The sequence below is a fragment of the Streptomyces sp. AN091965 genome (assembly GCF_022698285.1).
GTDB lineage: Bacteria > Actinomycetota > Actinomycetes > Streptomycetales > Streptomycetaceae > Streptomyces.
Window position 1 is genome coordinate 6,095,906 of sequence record NZ_JALDMY010000001.1, and the last position, 13,174, is coordinate 6,109,079.

Consider the following 13,174-nt stretch of genomic DNA (forward strand, 5'->3'; position numbering starts at 1 on the left):
GCGCCCTCGTGGCTCACCGAACGGTAAGTCAGGCAGGTCAGGGCGTTCGCGAGGGGCGGCCAGGGCTCCCCGACGACCCGCGCGCCCGGGTGGTGGCGCCGAGCCCCGGCTGTCCCGTGGAGGTCACGCTCGCGGCGCTGCGGGGCCGCTGGACCACGCTCGTGGTGCGCGAGCTGCTCGCGGTTGACGTGTACGCGTATAGCGAACTCGCCGTCGCGCTACCGGAGTTGTCCGACAAGGTACTTGCGGAGCGGCTGGCACAGCTCACCGCCGCCGGCGTGGTCCGGCGCACGCGGACGCCCGGCTGGCCGCCCACCGTCACCTATCGACTCACCCCGCACGGCAGGGAGCTGGGTCCGGTGCTCCAGGCCCTCTGGGACTGGGGCGCGGCCGCCGCCCTTGACGTCCCGGAAGAGGAAGCCGACACGCCATGAGCGCGAGCCCCGCCCCCACCGTCGAGTACATCCGCTACCGCGTGCCCGCCGAGCGCGCCGCCGAGTTCCTGTCCGCGTACACGCGCGCCGCCGTGCCCCTGGCCGCGGCCCCGCAGTGCGTCGACTACGAACTCGCCCGCTGCGAGGAGGACTTCGAGCACTTCGTCCTGCGCATCACCTGGACCTCCACCAAGGACCACCTGGAGGGCTTCCGGTCCTCGGAGCACTTCAGGGACTTCTTCGCGCACATCCGCCCGTACGTCGAGAACATCGAGGAGATGCGGCACTACACGCCGACCTCGGTGCGCGGCTCCGGCGCCTCGACGCCGACGCTGTACGCGTGGGCGGGCGGCGCGGAGCGCTTCGGGAAGCTCACGGAGGTCTTCTACGAGAAGGTCCTCGCCGACGACCTCCTCGCCCCGGTCTTCGCGGGCCTCGCGCCCGAGCACGCGGCGCACGTCGCGCAGTGGCTCGGCGAGGTCTTCGGCGGCCCGGCGGCGTACTCCCGCGACCACGGCGGGCCCGACGGCTCGGGCGCGCACGCCCACATGGTCTCCAAGCACCTCGGCAAGGGCATCACCGAGCCGCAGCGGCGCCGCTGGGTGAACCTCATGCAGGACGCGGCGGACGAGGCGGGCCTGCCGACCGACGCGGAGTTCCGCTCGGCGTTCGTGGCGTACGTGGAGTGGGGCACGCGCCTGGCCGTCTACTTCTCGGGCCCCGAAGCCACCCGCCCCACCGACCAGCCGGTCCCGACCTGGACCTGGGGCGCGGCACTGCCGTACCAGCCCTGAGGACGGCGCGCAGGGGAGGGCGATTCAGCCCGTCCGGCGTTTGAGGACGAGGCGCGCAGCGCCGGGAACACCGTCAGCGAACCCCCGCCGGGGACTCCGCACTCCAGCTGGCCAGGAGGCGGAGGGCCTCGGCGGAGGGGGAGCCGGGCTCGGCGTGGTACGTGATCAGGGACTGCTCCGTGTCGTCGGCGAGCCGCATCGTCTCGTACGACAGCGTCAGCCCGCCGACCAGCGGATGCCGCAGCTGCTTGACGCCGTGCCCCTTCTCCCGCACGTCGTGGGCCGCCCACAGCCGCCGGAACGTGTCGCTCTTCACGGAGAGCTCCCCGACGAGCGCCGACAGCTGCGGGTCGTTCGGATAGCAGCCCGCGTCCATCCGCAGGAAGCTGACCATGTCGGACGCCTTCTGGTCCCACGTGTCCGCGAACAGCTCGCGCGTGCCCGGGTCGAGGAAGACGAGCCGGGCCCAGTTCCGCTGCTCGCGCGGCAGCGCGCCCCAGTCGCCGAACACGGCGACGGCCATGCGGTTCCAGCCGAGGATGTCGGAGCGGCGACCCCCCACGTACGCCGGGACGGTGTCCATCGCGTCGAGCAGCTGCTGCACCGCGGGCCGCAGCGCCTGCGTCGGCGCGACCCGCTTCTTCTTGTGCGCCGTGGGCTTCGCGAGGTGCGTGAGGTGCGCGTGCTCCGCGCTGTTCAGCCGCAGGGCGCGGGCGATGGAGTCGAGGACCTCGGCCGACACGTTGCGGCCGTTGCCCTGCTCCAGGCGCGTGTAGTACGCCACCGAGACGCCCGCGAGCTGCGCCAGCTCCTCGCGGCGCAGCCCCGGGACCCGGCGGTGCCTGCCGTAGCCGGTCAGGCCGACGTCCTGGGGCTGCAGGCGGGCCCTGCGGGTGCGCAGGAACTCGCTCAGCTCGGCACGGCGGTCCAGGCCCTCGGGGGCGGCGGCGTTCACGTCCATGCCTTCCAGTATTCCGGCGCCCGGCCGTTCGTACGCTCCTGAGCCTGATACCAGCAGTGGTACGCACACCGTGCGTAGGCACAGCGGAGGTCTGGGTGAGCGGCCGCGCCGCTGCCAGGCTCGGTGGCATGACCGCACAGACAGCTCCGCAGACCACCACCCGCACCACCGGGACCCACCAGGTCCCGGCCTACGCCGCCCCCGCGGCCTCCGCGCCCCTGGAGCGCACCACCGTGCCGCGCCGCCCCGTCGGCGAGCACGACGTACTGATCGACATCAAGTACGCCGGAATCTGTCACTCCGACATCCACCAGGCCCGTGACGGCTGGGGCGAGGGCATCTTCCCGATGGTGCCGGGCCACGAGATCGCGGGCGTCGTCGCCGAGGTCGGCCCCGGCGTCACCACGTTCGCGGTGGGCGACCGCGTCGGCGTCGGCTGCATGGTCGACTCCTGCCGCGAGTGCGACGCCTGCCGGGCGGGCCTGGAGCAGTACTGCGCCAAGGGCAACATCCAGACGTACAACGCGCTCGACAAGAACGGCGAGCCCACCTACGGCGGCTACTCCCGGCAGATCGTCGTCGACGAGGCCTTCACGCTGCGCATCCCCGACGGCCTGTCCCTGGACGTGGCCGCGCCGCTGCTGTGCGCGGGCATCACCACGTACTCCCCGCTCGCGCACTGGAACGCGGGCCCCGGCAAGAAGGTCGCGGTGGTCGGGCTCGGCGGCCTCGGCCACATGGCCGTCAGGATCGCGCACGCGATGGGCGCGGAGGTGACCGTCCTGTCGCAGACCCTGCGCAAGAAGGACGACGGGCTGCGCCTGGGCGCCGCCCACTACTACGCCACCAGCGACGACGCCACGTTCGAGCAGCTCGCGGGCTCCTTCGACCTGATCGTCTCCACGGTGTCGGCGCCGCTGCCCTTCGACAAGTACCTGGGCCTGCTGAAGACCGACGGCGCCCTGGTGAACGTGGGCGCCCCCGAGGAGCCCGTGTCCCTCAACGTCTTCTCGCTGATGCTCCAGCGCAAGACCCTCGCGGGCTCCGCCATCGGCGGCATCGCCGAGACCCAGGAGATGCTCGACTTCTGCGCCGCGCACGACCTGGGCGCGGAGATCGAGCTGATCGGCGCCGACCAGATCAACGAGGCCTACGAGCGGGTCCTCAGGAGCGACGTCCGCTACCGCTTCGTCATCGACGCCGCGACGATCTGATGCCGGACGGGCTGGAAGATCCAGCCCCTCCGGCGTTCGAGGAGCGGGGGCCTGGGGGCGGAGCCCCCAGTACGGGAAGGGGTGGGTCCGGGGCGCCCCGCGAGGGCCCTCTGGTTCCGGGGGACTAGGACGCATGGCGCAGCGATGGCCGGGCCGGTGACGGATGCCGGTGGCGGCAGGCCGGCCGTAGCGTTCGGGGTGTCAGACGGCAGACGTCGGAACACCACAGGAACGCCACAGGCCGGGGCGGCCCGGCCGGGCATCGAGGAGGTCCGCACGATGAGCATCGCGCTGAACCACACCATCGTCCAAGCCGAGGACACGAAGGCGTCCGCGCAGTTCCTCGCCGACATCCTGGGGCTCCAGGTCGGCCCCCAGTACGGCCCGTTCATCCCCGTGGAGATCCCCAACGGCGTCACGCTCGACTACTACGAGGGCGACGGCGAACCGTTCGTGCCGCAGCACTACGCGTTCATGGTCTCGGAGACGGAGTTCGACGAGATCTTCGGCCGCATCAAGGAGCGGGGCCTCACCTACTGGGCGGACCCGCACCACACGCGGGAGAACGCGATCAACACGAACGACGGCGGCCGCGGGCTCTACTGGGACGACCCCAACGGCCACAAGCTGGAGATCATCACCAGGCCGTACGGGTCCGGGGACGCGTGAGCCGTATGGGTCCGGGGGCGCGTGAGCCGTACGGGTCCGGGGGCGCGTGAGGGGAGCCCGGCGCGCGCCGCCCCTCACTCCCCGCGCAGGAACGCGAGGACCAGGGGCGTCGCCACGTCCGCGAACTCCTCGAAGTACGCGTGCCGGGCGCCGGGGACGAGCCGCATCTGGGCGTCCGCGATCCGCTCCGCGAGCAGCGGGGCGTTGGCCGCCGGGTTGAAGGCGTCGTCGTCGCCGTGCACCACGAGCGTCGGCGCCTTGATCCCAAGGAGCGCGTCCCACGCGTCGTGGCGGGCGCTGGCCCGCAGATGACGCCGCCGGGCGTGCGCGGGCATCGTCGGATCCCCGAGCGTGGGGAACTCCGTGCGCCCCGCCGCCTCCTGCGCGGCCAGCCACGCGGGTGTGTACATCAGCTCGCGCAGGGCGCGGGCCGCCGCTTCCTGGTCCGGCTGCGTGAGCGCGCGCCGGACCTCGGGCCCGCGCTCCACGCCGTGCGGCGCCCCCGGTGAGGTGCACCCCAGGACTAGCCGGTCCACGCGGTCCGGCCAGTCGGCGGCGAGCCACTGCGCGACCCGCCCGCCCATCGACGTGCCGTACACGTGGGCCCGCTCGATCCCGGCGTCCGAGAGGACGGCCACGACGTCGTCGGCGAACCCGCGCGTGCTGTACGAGTCCGAGTCCGGCCGGTCGCTCCCGCCGGTCCCGCGCCAGTCCGGTGTGACGACGGTGAACGCGGCGGCGAAGTCCGCCACGACCGGGTCCCACCAGTGCCTGCTGTTGGACTGGCCGCTCAGCAGGACCAGCGGCTCACCGGAGCCCCGGACCTCGTACGCGAGCGCGGTGCCGTCGGGGGCGTGGGCGAAGGGCATGGCCTACTGCGCGGCTTCCGGCGCGGGGGCGATGCCCGTGGGGCAGGCCCGGCCCCAGTTCGTCTCGGAAGGGCTGGCCAGCTCGACGCCGGTGCCGCCGATGCCGCAGTACCCGTCGGGGTTCTTGTCCAGGTACTGCTGGTGGTAGGGCTCGGCGGGCCAGAAGGCGCGGCCTTCGGCGGGCAGTACCGTCGTGGTGATCTCACCGAGGCCGGCGGCCGTGAGGACCTGCTGATAGGCCTCGCGGGACGCGGCGGCGGTCTCCTCCTGGACGGGGGAGTGGGTGTAGACCGCCGAGCGGTACTGCGTGCCCACGTCATTGCCCTGGCGGAAGCCCTGCGTCGGGTTGTGCGACTCCCAGAAGACCTTCAGGAGCTCGGCGTAGGTGACCTTGGCGGGGTCGAAGACGACGCGGACCACTTCGGTGTGGCCGGTCAGGCCGGAGCAGACCTCTTCATAGGCCGGGTTCTTGGTGAATCCGCCCTGGTAGCCGACCAGGGTCGTCCAGACGCCGGGGGTCTGCCAGAACTTGCGCTCCGCGCCCCAGAAGCAGCCGAGCGCGAAGTCCGCCACCTCCAGGCCTTCGGGGTACGGGCCCTGGAGGGCGGTGCCGAGGACGGTGTGCCGGGAGGGGACCTCGAACTCGGGGGTCTCGCGGCCCTTCAGGGCCTCCTCGGGAGTCGGGAGCACGGGGGTGCGGCCGAAGATCATCGGGTCCTCCTGGAGCAGGTGTCGGCGTGATGCTCAACGCCTGGGGGCGACGGGGAATTCCTGGGCCGGCGCGGGAGCGACCCGAGGGGCGCGGGGCCGCGCTCATCCGCGGCTCCGCCGCGCCGACCCAGCGGACAGGCCTAGTGCGGCAGCGTCGCCGGGCTGCCGCCGTTCGCCTCGTAGCCCGCGACCGCCAGGGCGCGATACACCGCGTAGTCCGCCGCGGGGTCCCCGGAGAGCGTCCAGGGCAGCGCCCCCACGTGGCCGTCGACGAGCACCAGCTGGTGCATGGCCTCGCCCCAGCGCTCGCCGCGGACCAGGAAGAAGACCAGGAGGTGCCGGACGTGGGCCAGCATCGGGTCGTCGGGCCGGGCCGAGTGCACCGCGAACTGGGCGCCCTCGACGGCCTTGGTCACGACCTCGCTCTGGTGGAAACCACGCACCATGTTGACCTCGGGCAGGTGCTCGTACACCGCGAAGAGGGGGAGCGCGGAGAGCAGCGAGCCGCGGGGCGCGCGGGCGGCGGCCGCCTCGGCGAAGGAGAAGGCCTCCGCACGGGTGCCGTGCCACTTCTCGCACCAGTAGTGCAGGGCCGCCAGGTGCGCGCCCATGTGCGCCGGCGCGCGGTCCAGGATCTTCAGCCACACCTGCTCGAACTCCGCGCGCGGATAGGCGAGTCCGCGGGCGATGGACAGCTCGATGACGTACGGGATCGGGTCGCCGGGGGAGAGCAGCGCCGCCTGGCCGCAGGCCGCCTTGGCCTCCTCCAGGATGATGCGGAACTCGTCCGTCCCGGGTGTCGACGTGCGCCAGGCCTGCTGCACCAGGAACTCCGCGTGCACGGCCGCGCCACCCGCGTCCTTCTCGGCCTCCGCGCGCCACACCCGCAGCCACTGGCCGCCCGGGGTGTCACTGACCCCGCCGGGCCGCTGCTGCAGCTCCAGGGACGCGGCGCCCGCGAAGGCCTGCACGCGCTGCCAGCGCTGCTCACCGTGCACCTCCGTCCCGGCGAGGAGCTGGGAGGCGCCGCGCCAGTCCTGGGTGCGCTGCACCAGGTCGAGCACCTCGACCAGGTCGGCGTCCGGTCCCGGCATGCGGACGTCCAGGTCCTCCTGGCGCGCGAAGCCGTAGTTCGCCGGGTCCGCGGCGTCCGGGGCGCCCGGGTGCACCTGGCGGATTCCGGCGCGCCTGCGCAGCAGGACCGGCCCGAGGACCGCCCCGATCATGACCACTGCCATCAGGACCCAGAGAATCTCCATGCCTCCAAGCGAACCAGACGTCTGTGACAATTGGCCAACCTGACCGTCCGCGCAGGCCAAACGGCTCGTGGCGGCCGCCCCGTACGGCCCCCGCAGCCGTCCCGCACTACGCTCAGGCCGCATGAGTGACTCGCACAGCAGCCAGAGCTTCGAGACCGTAGCCATCCACGCGGGCAACACCGCCGACCCGCTCACGGGCGCCGTCGTCCCGCCCATCTACCAGGTGTCCACGTACAAGCAGGACGGAGTCGGCGGACTGCGCGGCGGCTACGAGTACAGCCGCAGCGCCAACCCGACCCGCACGGCGCTGGAGGAGAACCTCGCCGCCCTGGAGGGCGGCCGCCGCGGCCTCGCCTTCGCCTCCGGCCTCGCCGCCGAGGACTGCCTGCTGCGTACGCTGCTCGCTCCCGGTGACCACGTGGTCATCCCCAACGACGCGTACGGCGGTACGTTCCGCCTCTTCGCGAAGGTCGTCGCGCGGTGGGGCGTGGAGTGGTCCGTCGCGGACACCTCGGACCCGGAGTCCGTACGAGCGGCCCTCACCCCCAAGACGAAGGCCGTCTGGGTCGAGACGCCGTCCAACCCGCTGCTCGGCATCACGGACATCGCCGCGGTCGCGCGGATCGCCCACGAGGCGGGCGCCCGCCTGGTCGTCGACAACACCTTCGCCAGCCCCTACCTCCAGCAGCCGCTCGCCCTCGGCGCCGACGTCGTCGTGCACTCGATGACGAAGTACATGGGCGGCCACTCGGACGTCGTGGGCGGCGCCCTGATCGTCAACGACGACGCCCTGGGCGAGGAGCTCGCGTACCACCAGAACGCGATGGGCGCGGTCGCCGGGCCCTTCGACTCCTGGCTGGTGCTGCGCGGCGTCAAGACGCTCGCCGTCCGCATGGACCGGCACAGCGAGAACGCGACCCGCGTCGCCGAGATGCTGACCAGCCACGCGCGCGTGACCAACGTCTTCTACCCGGGCCTCGACTCGCACCCGGGCCACGAGATCGCCGCCAAGCAGATGAAGGCCTTCGGCGGCATGGTGTCGTTCCAGGTCGAGGGCGGCGAAGAGGCGGCCGTGGAGGTCTGCAACCGGGCCCGCCTGTTCACGCTGGGCGAGTCCCTCGGCGGCGTGGAGTCCCTCATCGAGCACCCCGGCCGCATGACGCACGCCTCCGTGGCGGGCTCGGCCCTGGAGGTCCCTGCCGACCTGGTGCGCCTTTCGGTGGGCATCGAGGCGGTCGACGACCTTCTCGCGGACCTCAAGCAGGCCCTGGGCTAGTCCGGTCGGCCGGACACCCGGGCCGCCGCTCGCGGGCTACCAGCGCGTGAGCGGCGGCGTCGTCCGCGACGGCGGCTCCACCCACGGCTGCGCCGTCGAGGCCCACACGGCGAAGGCCACCGCGGCCGCGAGCAGCAGCACCCAGAGCAGGCGCCGCGCGGCCGTGCGGCGCCGCAGGGAGCGCGCGCCGCGCCGCACCGCGTCCGCGTGCAGGTCGGGCGGCACGGACGCGGGCGCCCCCGCGTCCAGGAGCTGACGCACGGCCGCCTCGCCGCGCTCCTGCTGACTCATGACGAGGTCGCCTCCCCCAGGGCCGGTACCGCGGGGGCGGGCCCCCGGGGCGGGTGCAGGACAGTGGCCACGGCGCGGGCGCTCACGGCGCGCACGCGCTCCGGCGGCAGCCCGAGCAGCGCCGCGGTCTGCTCCTCGGCGACGCCTTCGTAGAGACGCAGGACGAGAACGAGCCGCTCCAGGGGGGACAGCCGGGCGAGCAGCCCTCCGTGGCCGCGGTAGCGCCACCAGGCACCGCGCGCGTAGTGCACGGCCACGTGCGTACGGGTGCGGTCGTAGGGGTCCTCGCCGCGCATGCGGTCCCAGGAGGCGTACGTCGCGGCGAGCGCGCGGGTCAGCAGCGCCCGCGCGCGGGGGTTGGCGTCCGGCGGCTCACCGGTGAGCAGCGTGGCGGCATGCAGGAGACGCCCTGCCGCGCCCGCGACGAACGCCTGGAACTCCCGGGCGCGGCGGGCCTGTTGGGCGGCCTGCCGCTCTCGCACCGTGCCTCCCGCCGTCCGGCGTAGGGGGACCCGGTTTCATCTGAGGCCAGGCGCGGCGCCCAGGTCAAGAGCCCGGCACGAGCGGAACTCCGCGCTCGGGCACCCGGGGGTGGAGCAGGTCGTCATGAGCCACGCCCCCGTACGGGCCGTGCGGAGCGGACTCCGCACGGTCGGCGCTCGTCAGCGCCCTCCCGCACGAGGGCCGGGGCCGCGGCAGTCGGCGAACCGCGGCCCCGGGCTCAGGAGTCGGCCTGCGCCGCCGCGTCGGGCACCGCGTGGGCGTTCTGCCGCGCGGAGAGCGCGGTGTTGAAGCGGGTGAGCAGCGCGGTGAAGCCCGAGCGCTCCTCGGGCGTCCAGTCCTGCGTGAGCTCGGCCATGAGCTCACGGCGCGAGGACCGCACGTCGTCCAGGCGCGACTGGCCGCGCGGTGAGAGCTGGAGCACCACCGCACGCCCGTCCTCGGGGTGCGAGGTGCGCTTGACCAGGCCGGTGTCGACGAGCGGCGCGACCTGGCGGGTCACCGTCGAGGAGTCGATGCCCATGCTCGCCGCGAGCGCCTTGACGCCCATCGGGCCTTCCTTGTCGAGACGGTTGAGCAGGAGGTACGCGGCTCGGTCCATGGAGTTGCGGACCTGTCCGACGCCGCCAAGACGGGTCTGCTCGGCACGCCGCGCGAACACCGCTACCTGGTGCTGGAGCGTGTCGAGGAGGCCGGGATCGCTGGCGGTCGTCATGTCCGGAGTTGTGGGCATGGCCGTGGGCTCACTTCATGGGAAGGGTGGTGGGTTGGGGGACAGGGTACGGGGTCCGGGCGCTACCCGTACCGGCGCTGCGCAAACCCGTCTCGCCGCTTGGTCGGACGGGGAGGAGACTGGCGTGAACTGCGAGACTGCCGTCATGAGCTACCGCACGACACGCTCCTTGCCGGCCGTCACCCTGGACGACGTGCGCGGCGCGCAGAAGATGCTGGGCGGCGTCGCCCGGGTCACGCCCATGGAAGGCAGCAGATACCTGTCCGGGCTCGTCGGCGCCCCCGTCCACCTGAAGTGCGAGAACCTCCAGCGGACCGGCTCCTTCAAGCTGCGCGGCGCCTACGTGCGCATCGCGGGGCTGCTGCCGGAGGAGCGCGCGGCGGGCGTCGTCGCGGCCAGCGCGGGCAACCACGCCCAGGGCGTGGCGCTGGCCTCCGCGCTGCTCGGGGTGCGCTCGACGGTGTTCATGCCGGTCGGCGCCCCGCTGCCCAAGGTCGCGGCGACCCGGGACTACGGCGCGGAGGTGCGTCTGGAGGGCCAGGTCGTCGACGAGACGCTGGCCGCGGCGCAGGAGTACGCGCGGACCACCGGCGCCGTCTTCATCCACCCCTTCGACCACCCGGACGTCGTCGCCGGGCAGGGCACCGTGGGCCTGGAGGTCCTGGAGCAGTGCCCCGAGCTGCGCACGCTGCTGATCGGCGTGGGCGGCGGCGGGCTCGCCGCGGGCATCGCCGTGGCCGTCAAGGCGCTGCGCCCCGACGTGCGGCTGGTGGGCGTACAGGCGGCGGGGGCCGCCGCGTACCCGCCCTCGCTGGCCGCGGGTCGGCCGGTGTCGATCGACAACCCGGTGACCATGGCGGACGGCATCAAGGTGGGCCGCCCCGGCGACGTGCCCTTCCAGCTCGTCGAGGAGCTCGTCGACGACATCGTCACCGTCTCGGAGGACGCCCTCTCCAGCGCCCTGCTGCTGTGTCTGGAGCGGGCCAAGATGGTCGTCGAGCCGGCGGGCGCCAGCCCGGTCGCGGCGCTCCTGAGCGCCCCGCGGGCCTTCGAGGGGCCCGTCGTCGCCCTGCTGTCCGGCGGGAACGTGGACCCGCTCCTGATGCAGCGCATCCTGCGCCACGGCATGGCGGCCGCGGGCCGCTACCTGTCGCTGCGGCTGCGGCTGCCCGACCGCCCCGGTGCCCTGGCCTCGCTGCTCGGCTCGCTGTCCGTGGCGGACGCCAACGTGCTCGACGTGAGCCACGTCCGCACCGACCCGCGGCTCGGGCTCACCGAGGTCGAGGTGGAGCTGCACCTGGAGACGAAGGGGCCGGAGCACTGCGCCGAGGTGGGCGCGGCGCTGCGGGAGGCGGGCTACACGGTCCTGGACTGACCGCCGCCCCCGCGCCCGGCCGGGCTTCCGGCCGGGGCGGGCGAGCCCCGGCACGGGGGCACCAGGGTTTTCCACAGGCTTGGCAGAACCGGTTGAGGAGACGCGATGTATCGCGTTACTGTGTGACCCACTCCACTGGCCGCCGGGCGAGCGAGGTCCGGCGAATCTAGGCTTTTCGCCAGGTACCGACCCAAGCTATGGGAGACCTCTATGCCAGGCGCCATCTATGCCGAAGGTCTGGTGAAGACCTTCGGCGACGTAAGGGCTCTGGACGGCGTCGATCTGGATGTCCCGGAAGGCACCGTGCTCGGCCTCCTCGGGCCGAACGGCGCGGGGAAGACCACCGCGGTCCGCTGTCTGACCACCCTGCTGACCCCCGACAGCGGCAAGGCCGTCGTCGCCGGGATCGACGTACTGAAGCATCCGAACGAGGTGCGGCGTTCGATCGGCCTCTCCGGTCAATTCGCCGCCGTGGACGAGTACTTGACCGGCCGCGAGAATCTCCAGATGGTCGGCCAGCTCTATCAGATGCCGACCAAGCAGGCCAAGGCCCGGGCGGGCGAGCTCCTGGAGCGCTTCAACCTCAGCGACGCCGCCGACCGCCCCTCCAAGACGTATTCGGGCGGCATGCGGCGCCGCCTCGACCTCGCCGCGGCGCTCGTCGTCTCGCCCCCGGTGATGTTCATGGACGAGCCGACGACCGGCCTGGACCCGCGCAACCGCCAGGCCCTGTGGGAGGTCATCCAGGAGCTCGTCGCGGGCGGCACGACCCTGCTCCTGACCACGCAGTATCTGGAGGAGGCCGACCACCTGGCGCACGACATCTGCGTCATCGACCACGGCCGCGTCATCGCCCGCGGCACCTCCGACCAGCTCAAGGCCAGGACCGGCGGCGAGCGCGTCGAGGTCGTGGTGCACGAGCGCGACCACATCGCCGTCGCCCGCGAGATCCTCACCGGCTTCGGCAAGGGCGAGACCACCGTCGACCAGCACACGCGCAAGCTGACCGTGCCCGTCACCGGCGGCGCCAAGCTGCTCGCCGAGGTCATCCGCGACCTCGACGCCCGCGGCATCGAGATCGACGACATCGGCCTGCGCCGCCCCACCCTCGACGACGTCTTCATCTCCCTCACCGGCCACATCGCCGAGGCCGAGGAGGGCAGCGGTACGGACGCCGCCCCGGGGAAGGCCCGGGCGGCCGCCAAGGACAAGCGCAAGAAGGAGGCCGGAAAGTGAGCGCCCTCAGCGACACCGCCCCCGCCGCGAGGCCCGCGGGCGGCGTGAGCTCGTCCGTCCGCGACTCCCTCGTCGTCGCCAAGCGGAATCTGATCCGCATGAGCCGGATCCCCGAGATCATCCTGTTCGGCCTGATCCAGCCGGTGATGTTCGTCGTCCTGTTCAGCTACGTCTTCGGCGGATCCATGAAGATCGGCACCAGCACCAGCGCCGAGGAGTACCGCAACTTCCTGATGGCGGGCATCTTCGCCCAGACCGTCACCTTCGCCACCGCGGGAGCGGGCGCGGGCATCGCCGAGGACATGCACAAGGGCCTGATCGACCGGTTCCGCTCGCTGCCCATGGCGCGCGGTGCCGTCCTCACCGGCCGCACCATCGCCGACCTGGTGCAGACCGCCCTGACGCTGCTCGTCCTCGCCGTGGTCGCGGTCCTCGTCGGCTGGCGGATCCACGAGGGCTTCCCCAAGGCGCTCGCCGCCTTCGGCCTGCTGCTCCTGTCCGGGTACGCGTTCACCTGGATCGGCGCCCTGATCGGCCTGTCGGTCCGCACCCCGGAGGCGGCCACGTCCGGCGGCCTGATCTGGCTCTTCCCGGTCACGTTCATCTCGAACGCGTTCGTGGACTCCGGCAACATGCCCACGTTCCTGCGGCACCTCGCCGAGTGGAATCCCTTCAGCGCCACCGTCCAGGCCTGCCGCCAGCTCTTCGGCAACCCCGGAGTGTCCCAGTCCGACGCCTGGCCCATGCAGCACCCCGTCTGGGCCTCGGTGCTCTACTCGATCCTGATCATCCTGATCTTCCGCACGCTCGCGGTCCGCAAGTACCGCACGGCGACGTCCTGACGCACGGCG

At 72.9% G+C, this 13,174-nt stretch carries 15 protein-coding genes; 8 read left to right on the forward strand and 7 right to left on the reverse strand.

All coding sequences use genetic code 11. The features are described from left to right. Positions 1–116 precede the first annotated feature (116 nt). Positions 117–434 (forward strand): winged helix-turn-helix transcriptional regulator, encoded by a 318-nt coding sequence (locus MQV74_RS26040; protein WP_242721862.1) that lies wholly within the window; start codon positions 117–119, stop codon positions 432–434. Next, entirely contained in the window at positions 431–1,228 is a 798-nt protein-coding gene (locus tag MQV74_RS26045; protein WP_242721865.1) for a group II truncated hemoglobin, read from the forward strand. Before MQV74_RS26040 ends, MQV74_RS26045 begins: the two co-directional genes overlap by 4 nt. Positions 1,229–1,301: 73 nt before the next feature. Here MQV74_RS26045 and MQV74_RS26050 read toward each other — a convergent pair whose 3' ends face one another. Further along, positions 1,302–2,189: a helix-turn-helix domain-containing protein gene (locus MQV74_RS26050; RefSeq protein ID WP_242721868.1), complete on the reverse strand. Its 888-nt coding sequence runs from the start codon at positions 2,187–2,189 to the stop codon at positions 1,302–1,304. Between the two features lie 128 nt (positions 2,190–2,317). Here MQV74_RS26050 and MQV74_RS26055 point away from each other — a divergent pair, with 128 nt between their 5' ends. Further along, positions 2,318–3,403, forward strand: coding sequence for an NAD(P)-dependent alcohol dehydrogenase (locus MQV74_RS26055; RefSeq protein WP_242721871.1), 1,086 nt, complete (start codon positions 2,318–2,320; stop codon positions 3,401–3,403). A 279-nt stretch (positions 3,404–3,682) separates the two neighbouring features. Continuing rightward, positions 3,683–4,072: a VOC family protein gene (locus tag MQV74_RS26060; protein ID WP_242721874.1), complete on the forward strand. Its 390-nt coding sequence runs from the start codon at positions 3,683–3,685 to the stop codon at positions 4,070–4,072. Positions 4,073–4,146: 74 nt separating this feature from the next. Here MQV74_RS26060 and MQV74_RS26065 read toward each other — a convergent pair whose 3' ends face one another. The 3 genes from MQV74_RS26065 to MQV74_RS26075 form a co-directional block, all read right to left on the reverse strand. Next, on the reverse strand, positions 4,147–4,941 hold the full coding sequence (locus tag MQV74_RS26065; RefSeq protein ID WP_242721879.1) for an alpha/beta fold hydrolase: 795 nt from the start codon (positions 4,939–4,941) through the stop codon (positions 4,147–4,149). Positions 4,942–4,944: 3 nt separating this feature from the next. Continuing rightward, the gene (msrA, locus tag MQV74_RS26070; RefSeq protein ID WP_242721882.1) at positions 4,945–5,652 is read right to left on the reverse strand and encodes a peptide-methionine (S)-S-oxide reductase MsrA; all 708 of its coding nucleotides are present in this window, start codon (positions 5,650–5,652) and stop codon (positions 4,945–4,947) included. 140 nt (positions 5,653–5,792) lie between these two features. Further along, positions 5,793–6,911: a hypothetical protein gene (locus MQV74_RS26075; RefSeq protein ID WP_242721885.1), complete on the reverse strand. Its 1,119-nt coding sequence runs from the start codon at positions 6,909–6,911 to the stop codon at positions 5,793–5,795. A gap of 121 nt (positions 6,912–7,032) precedes the next feature. Between MQV74_RS26075 and MQV74_RS26080 the strand changes: the two genes are divergently transcribed. Then, a complete protein-coding gene (locus MQV74_RS26080; RefSeq protein WP_242721902.1) occupies positions 7,033–8,187 on the forward strand; it encodes a cystathionine gamma-synthase in 1,155 nt (384 codons plus the stop codon). Between the two features lie 36 nt (positions 8,188–8,223). Here the strand turns inward: MQV74_RS26080 and MQV74_RS26085 are convergent, their stop codons facing one another. The 3 genes from MQV74_RS26085 to MQV74_RS26095 form a co-directional block, all read right to left on the reverse strand. After that, positions 8,224–8,478, reverse strand: coding sequence for a hypothetical protein (locus tag MQV74_RS26085; RefSeq protein ID WP_242721919.1), 255 nt, complete (start codon positions 8,476–8,478; stop codon positions 8,224–8,226). Next, positions 8,475–8,960, reverse strand: a complete 486-nt coding sequence (locus tag MQV74_RS26090; protein WP_242721922.1) for a sigma factor-like helix-turn-helix DNA-binding protein — start codon at positions 8,958–8,960, stop codon at positions 8,475–8,477. The genes MQV74_RS26085 and MQV74_RS26090 overlap by 4 nt, the downstream gene beginning before the upstream one ends. Positions 8,961–9,199: 239 nt before the next feature. Further along, positions 9,200–9,712: a MarR family winged helix-turn-helix transcriptional regulator gene (locus tag MQV74_RS26095; protein WP_138961521.1), complete on the reverse strand. Its 513-nt coding sequence runs from the start codon at positions 9,710–9,712 to the stop codon at positions 9,200–9,202. A 145-nt stretch (positions 9,713–9,857) separates the two neighbouring features. Between MQV74_RS26095 and ilvA the strand changes: the two genes are divergently transcribed. The 3 genes from ilvA to MQV74_RS26110 all read left to right on the forward strand — a co-directional run bounded on the left by ilvA (position 9,858) and on the right by MQV74_RS26110 (position 13,165). Then, the gene (gene ilvA, locus MQV74_RS26100) at positions 9,858–11,087 is read left to right on the forward strand and encodes a threonine ammonia-lyase (RefSeq protein ID WP_242729150.1); all 1,230 of its coding nucleotides are present in this window, start codon (positions 9,858–9,860) and stop codon (positions 11,085–11,087) included. 210 nt (positions 11,088–11,297) lie between these two features. Further along, complete coding sequence (locus tag MQV74_RS26105) at positions 11,298–12,323, forward strand: ATP-binding cassette domain-containing protein (protein WP_242721925.1); 1,026 nt, start codon at positions 11,298–11,300, stop codon at positions 12,321–12,323. Next, entirely contained in the window at positions 12,320–13,165 is an 846-nt protein-coding gene (locus MQV74_RS26110; protein WP_242721929.1) for an ABC transporter permease, read from the forward strand. Before MQV74_RS26105 ends, MQV74_RS26110 begins: the two co-directional genes overlap by 4 nt. Positions 13,166–13,174: the final 9 nt, after the last annotated feature.

Coding starts and splice junctions, on each gene's coding strand:
- MQV74_RS26045 (WP_242721865.1), top strand. CDS start 431: ATGAGCGCGAGCCCCGCCCCCACCGTCGAGTACATCCGCTACCGCGTG.
- MQV74_RS26050 (WP_242721868.1), bottom strand. CDS start 2,189: ATGGACGTGAACGCCGCCGCCCCCGAGGGCCTGGACCGCCGTGCCGAG.
- MQV74_RS26055 (WP_242721871.1), top strand. CDS start 2,318: ATGACCGCACAGACAGCTCCGCAGACCACCACCCGCACCACCGGGACC.
- MQV74_RS26060 (WP_242721874.1), top strand. CDS start 3,683: ATGAGCATCGCGCTGAACCACACCATCGTCCAAGCCGAGGACACGAAG.
- MQV74_RS26065 (WP_242721879.1), bottom strand. CDS start 4,941: ATGCCCTTCGCCCACGCCCCCGACGGCACCGCGCTCGCGTACGAGGTC.
- msrA (WP_242721882.1), bottom strand. CDS start 5,652: ATGATCTTCGGCCGCACCCCCGTGCTCCCGACTCCCGAGGAGGCCCTG.
- MQV74_RS26075 (WP_242721885.1), bottom strand. CDS start 6,911: ATGGAGATTCTCTGGGTCCTGATGGCAGTGGTCATGATCGGGGCGGTC.
- MQV74_RS26080 (WP_242721902.1), top strand. CDS start 7,033: ATGAGTGACTCGCACAGCAGCCAGAGCTTCGAGACCGTAGCCATCCAC.
- MQV74_RS26085 (WP_242721919.1), bottom strand. CDS start 8,478: ATGAGTCAGCAGGAGCGCGGCGAGGCGGCCGTGCGTCAGCTCCTGGAC.
- MQV74_RS26095 (WP_138961521.1), bottom strand. CDS start 9,712: ATGCCCACAACTCCGGACATGACGACCGCCAGCGATCCCGGCCTCCTC.
- ilvA (WP_242729150.1), top strand. CDS start 9,858: ATGAGCTACCGCACGACACGCTCCTTGCCGGCCGTCACCCTGGACGAC.
- MQV74_RS26105 (WP_242721925.1), top strand. CDS start 11,298: ATGCCAGGCGCCATCTATGCCGAAGGTCTGGTGAAGACCTTCGGCGAC.